At 62.9% G+C, this 4,906-nt stretch carries 6 protein-coding genes; all 6 read right to left on the bottom strand.

Going from position 1 to position 4,906, the window contains the following annotated elements:
- Nucleotides 1–914: sulfate/molybdate ABC transporter ATP-binding protein (locus DH10_RS35055; RefSeq protein ID WP_192385892.1), on the bottom strand; the 914-nt coding region annotated here is incomplete at its 3' end.
- 13 nt (nucleotides 915–927) lie between these two features.
- Nucleotides 928–1,812, bottom strand: coding sequence for a sulfate ABC transporter permease subunit CysW (gene cysW, locus DH10_RS35050; protein WP_192243327.1), 885 nt, complete (start codon nucleotides 1,810–1,812; stop codon nucleotides 928–930).
- Nucleotides 1,805–2,656, bottom strand: coding sequence for a sulfate ABC transporter permease subunit CysT (gene cysT / locus DH10_RS35045; protein WP_192243325.1), 852 nt, complete (start codon nucleotides 2,654–2,656; stop codon nucleotides 1,805–1,807). Before cysT ends, cysW begins: the two co-directional genes overlap by 8 nt.
- 109 nt (nucleotides 2,657–2,765) lie before the next feature.
- On the bottom strand, nucleotides 2,766–3,794 hold the full coding sequence (locus DH10_RS35040) for a sulfate ABC transporter substrate-binding protein (protein ID WP_192243323.1): 1,029 nt from the start codon (nucleotides 3,792–3,794) through the stop codon (nucleotides 2,766–2,768).
- A 234-nt stretch (nucleotides 3,795–4,028) separates the two neighbouring features.
- Nucleotides 4,029–4,760 (bottom strand): M15 family metallopeptidase, encoded by a 732-nt coding sequence (locus DH10_RS35035; protein WP_192243321.1) that lies wholly within the window; start codon nucleotides 4,758–4,760, stop codon nucleotides 4,029–4,031.
- Nucleotides 4,753–4,906, bottom strand: a 154-nt coding sequence (locus DH10_RS35030; protein WP_135884590.1) for a penicillin-binding protein 1C, incomplete at its 5' end; no start/stop codon positions are given. The genes DH10_RS35030 and DH10_RS35035, both read right to left, overlap by 8 nt.

Here is a 4,906-nt window from a genome sequence, read left to right as displayed (position 1 = left end):
CTGGTGCCGGCGACGCGGCGGCTGGCGGCGACCGTGCCGGCGATGCAGCCGCTGCAGCCGTCGAGCAGCTCGACATCGTGCGGACGGAAGTAGAGCAACGCTTCGCCCGAAGGCGCTCCTTGCGGCGCCGATAGCCCGATCGGCCGGTCGGCGATCCACAGCTCACCGCCCTCGACCTTGACCGGCAGCGAGCTCGATTCGCCGACGAAGCTATAGACGAAGGGCGAGTTTGGGATGTCGTAGATCTCGTCGGCTGAGCCGACCTGCTCGATGCGGCCCTGGCTCATGACGACGACACGGTCGGCGAGCTCGAGCGCCTCCTCCTGGTCATGGGTGACGAAGACGGTGGTGTGGCCGGTGGCGTCGTGGATCTCGCGCAGCCAGCGGCGCAACTCGCGGCGTACCTGCGCGTCGAGCGCGCCGAACGGCTCGTCGAGCAGGAGCACCTTAGGCTCGATCGCCATGGCGCGGGCGAGCGCCACGCGCTGACGCTGGCCGCCTGAAAGTTGCGCCGGATAGCGTTTTTCCAGGCCCGACAACTGGACGAGGTCGAGAAGTTCGGAAGCGCGGCGGCGGATCTCCTGCGCCGACGGGCGGGATGCTCCGTGCCGGACCTTGAGGCCGAAGCCGATATTGTCGGCGACCGTCATATGCCGAAACAGCGCATAATGCTGGAAGACAAAGCCGACATTGCGCTCCTGGATCGACTTCTGCGAAGCGTCCTCATCACCGAAGAAGATTGCGCCCTTGGTCGGCCGTTCCAGCCCGGCGATTAGCCGGAGCAAGGTCGTCTTACCGGAGCCGGACGGCCCGAGCAACGCGATCAGTTCGCCGGACTTGATGTCGAGCGATACGTCGTGGAGGGCCGGAAACCGCTCAAACTCCTTGCGCACATTGGCAATGCGAACTTCCATAAACCCGCCCTTTTCAATGTCCGCGTGTCGCGGCGATCTCGGCGCCGTAGCGCATCTCGAGCAGTGTTTTCAAGACCAGCGTGACCAGCGCCAGGCCGGCAAGCAGCGAAGCCACGGCGAAGGCGCCGACGGCATTGTACTCATTATAGAGGATTTCGACATGCAGCGGCATGGTGTTGGTGAGGCCGCGTATGTGGCCCGACACGACCGACACCGCGCCGAACTCGCCCATGGCGCGCGCGTTGCACAAGAGCACACCGTAGAGCAGTCCCCATTTGACGTTAGGCAGCGTCACATACCAGAAGGCCTGCCAGCCATTGGCGCCGAGCGAAAGGGCCGCCTCCTCATCGCCACTGCCCTGTTCCTGCATCAGCGGGATCAGCTCGCGGGCGACGAAGGGGAAGGTGACGAAGATGGTGGCGAGCACAATGCCCGGCACGGCGAACAGAATGACGATGCCATGGGCCTTCAGCCATTCGCCGAGCAGGCCTTGCGCGCCGAAGAGGAGCACATAGACCAGGCCGGAAATGACAGGCGACACCGAGAAAGGCAGGTCGATGAGGGTGGTTAGAAACGCCTTACCCTTGAACTCGAACTTGGCGATCGCCCAGGCAGCCGAAATGCCGAAGACTGCGTTGAGCGGGACCGAGATCGCCGCTACCAACAGCGTCAGGCGGATCGCCGACCGCGTGTCGGGGCTGGCCAGCGCCTCGGTGTAAGCGCTCGTGCCCTTGGCGAACGATTCGTTAAAGACGACGATCAGCGGCAAGAGCAGGAAGATGGCGAGGAAGGCGAAAGCTACGGCCATCGCCGCCACTCGCACCGGCCGGCTTTCGGTTACCGCCTCCGACTGGCTTTCGCGATATGGTTCATAGGATTTGATTTCGGGGTCAGCCATAGCGTTTGCGGCTCCACGACTGCACCAGATTGATCACAAGCAGCATCAGGAAGGATAGCGCCAGCATAATCGCGGCTATCGCCGTGGCCGCTGCATAGTTGTATTCCTCGAGCCGGATCACGATCAGAAGCGGCGCGATTTCGGATTTGAACGGCAGGTTGCCAGCGATGAAGATAACGGAGCCGTATTCGCCGACGCCGCGCGCGAAGGCGAGCGAAAAGCCCGTGACGATCGCCGGCGCCAGCCCTGGAAACAGGACGCGGGTGATGATCTGGAAGCGACTGGCACCAAGCGAGGCCGCTGCTTCTTCCACCTCCTTGTCGATCTCCTCCATGATCGGCTGGACGGTGCGCACGACGAAGGGCAGGCCGATGAACACCAAGGCGACGACGATGCCGAGCGGCGTGTAGGCGACCTTGATGCCGAGCGGCATCAGAAGCTGTCCGATCCAGCCATTCGGCGCATAGAGCGTGGTGAGCGCGATACCGGCAACTGCGGTGGGCAAGGCGAAGGGCAGGTCGACCATGGCATCGGCGATGCGGCGGCCGGGGAAACGATAGCGCACCAGCACCCAGGCGACGATGGTGCCGAAGACGACGTTGACGGCAGCGGCCAGGAAGGCGGTGCCGAAGCTGATCTTCAGCGCGTTGAGGGTGCGCCGGTCGACGGCGATCGCCCAGAAATCGGTCCAGCCGAGCGCGGCCGAACGCCAGACCAGCCCCGAAAGCGGGATGAGGATGATGAGCGTGAGGTAGGCAAGCGAGAAGCCGAGCGTCAATCCGAAGCCCGGAATGACACTCGGCTGTCTGAACCGCCACCCCGCCTTGGCGGGTGCTGTGTTCATGCTGTTCTGGATCGTCCCTTCTTACTCAGTCCAGATTGCCCTTAGCCTCGGCTCGGGCATTCGTACAATAGACCCAATCAGGTTTCATCCGGCCTATGGCCACCATGCTTCATTGGGCGGGCTTGTAAATCTGGTCGAATATACCACCGTCGCCGAAATGATAAGGCTGCGCCTTCCTCCAACCGCCGAATTGCGGATCGTCGATGGTGACAAGCTTGATGGCCGGTAGCTTGGCGAGGTCCTCGGCAGGCACCAGGTCGGGCTTGGCCGGACGATAGTGGTTCTTGGCGATGATGGTCTGGGCTTCCTTGGAATAGAGCCAGCCCAGATAGGCCTCGGCGACCTTGCGCGTGCCCTTGGCGTCGACATTGGCGTCGACGATCGCGACCGGCGGCTCGGCCAGGATCGAGGTCGGCGGGTAGACGATGTCGAAATTGTCGGCGCCGAATTCGTCGAGCGCGAGATAGGCTTCGTTCTCCCAGGCGATCAGCACGTCGCCCAGCCCCTTCTGCGCGAAGGTCACCGTCGAGCCGCGGGCGCCGGTATCGAGCACCGGGACATTCGCATAGAGCTTGCCGACGAATTCCTTGGTCTTGGCTTCGTCATTGCCGTCATTGGCGTTGGCATAGGCCCAGGCGGCGAGATAGTTCCAGCGCGCGCCGCCGGAGGTCTTCGGGTTCGGCGTGATCACCTGGACGCCGTCCTTGACCAGATCGTTCCAGTCGTGGATGCCCTTGGGATTGCCCTTGCGCACCAGGAAGATGATCGTCGAGGTGTAGGGTGCCGAGTTGTTCTCGAACTTCGTGCGCCAGTCCGGATTGATCTTCTTCGTCTTCGTGGCGATGGCGTTGATGTCGCCTTCGAGCGCGAGCGTGACGACATCGGCGTCGAGGCCGTCGATCACCGCCCGGGCCTGCGCGCCCGATCCGCCATGCGACTGCTGGATGGTGACGGTTTCGCCGGTCTCCGCCTTCCAGTGCGCGGCGAAGGCCTCGTCATAGGCCTTGTAGAGTTCACGTGTCGGGTCGTAAGACACATTCAGAATGGTCGTATCGGCAAACGCGAAACCGAGCGTACCGAACTGGACAGATGTGGCGACCAGCGCGCCGAGCAGTTTCCTGAAATGAGGGTTGGTCATTTCCGCCTCCGTTGATGACGGCCGAACTCTACCGATTTGATAGAATTTAGATGCATTCAATGTTGCCTTTTTTGCTGTCTTGAAGCAATTTTTCGCCGATGATCGCCGTACTCGGGAAACATTTTCCTCATATTAGCCAGCGCGGACTCTGCGCCTGTCGGACGCCATCTAGAGACAGCTGGCGTCGCGGCAAGGTTGGAGCGGGCGAGATTTGTGTCGGGGTCTATCCGCCTTCTATGGCGCGGTGATGGGAAAGTCGAAACGCTGCTTGGCGAACGGTTCGTTTTGCAGCGTGAAGTGCCACCATTCGCGGACATAATTGCGGAAGCCGGCGGCACGCATGGCGTCGACCAGCGTCTTGCGGCTGGTGGCAGCTTTGATTCTCAGCCCATGGTAGGCGGTCTCGCTCGCAGGATCGAAACAGTCGAATCCGGTGCCGAAGTCGAGCGTACCGGTGTCGGGCGCGCCGCAGGCGGGATGAACCGCGCTTTTCTTGTCAAGCTCAGCGATGGCGAGATCAACGGTCGAGCCGCGCGAATGGCTGGACAACTCGCCGACGTAACCCTTGGCGATGAGGTCGCCGCGCTCGACCGTCGGGTACCATCGCGGGTCGGGTGGGCCGCTTTGCCTCGTCCATTCGCCCATATCGGCAACGGCGCGCGCCGGGCGGTAGCAGTCGAAGACGACCAATGTCATGCGCCTGGCGGCCATTGCTTTCTGGACACTGGAAAGCGCCTTTGCCGCCTGTTCGGTCAGGATGCAGACCGGCGCGTCATAGCCATTGGCCTTGCGGTGCAGGAAGTTTTCGGATCCGGCGTAGCGGATGTCCTGGCGGATGCTGGGATCGATATCGGCCAGCCGGACGAAGCCGGCGGGGAGGGGATCGGCATGGGCGGGGAAGGCCGCGGCGGCCGAAAGCAAAGCGCAAAACGCAATGCGCTGAATCGCTTGCCGTATCTTATTCAACGAAAACCTTCACGCTTGCCGCGCGTCCGGCGGCGTCGATCACGGTCAGCGTCGAATAGCCGGTGCCGTCGGGCTGCCAGGTCGCGGTGCGGCGGCGGTCTATGCCGGCGAGCGGCTTGCCGTTGGCGAGCCAGCGAAACGGCGCG

It is taken from the genome of Mesorhizobium silamurunense (assembly GCF_014843825.1).
GTDB lineage: Bacteria > Pseudomonadota > Alphaproteobacteria > Rhizobiales > Rhizobiaceae > Mesorhizobium > Mesorhizobium silamurunense.
This window is presented reverse-complemented; position numbering and strand designations above follow the sequence as displayed.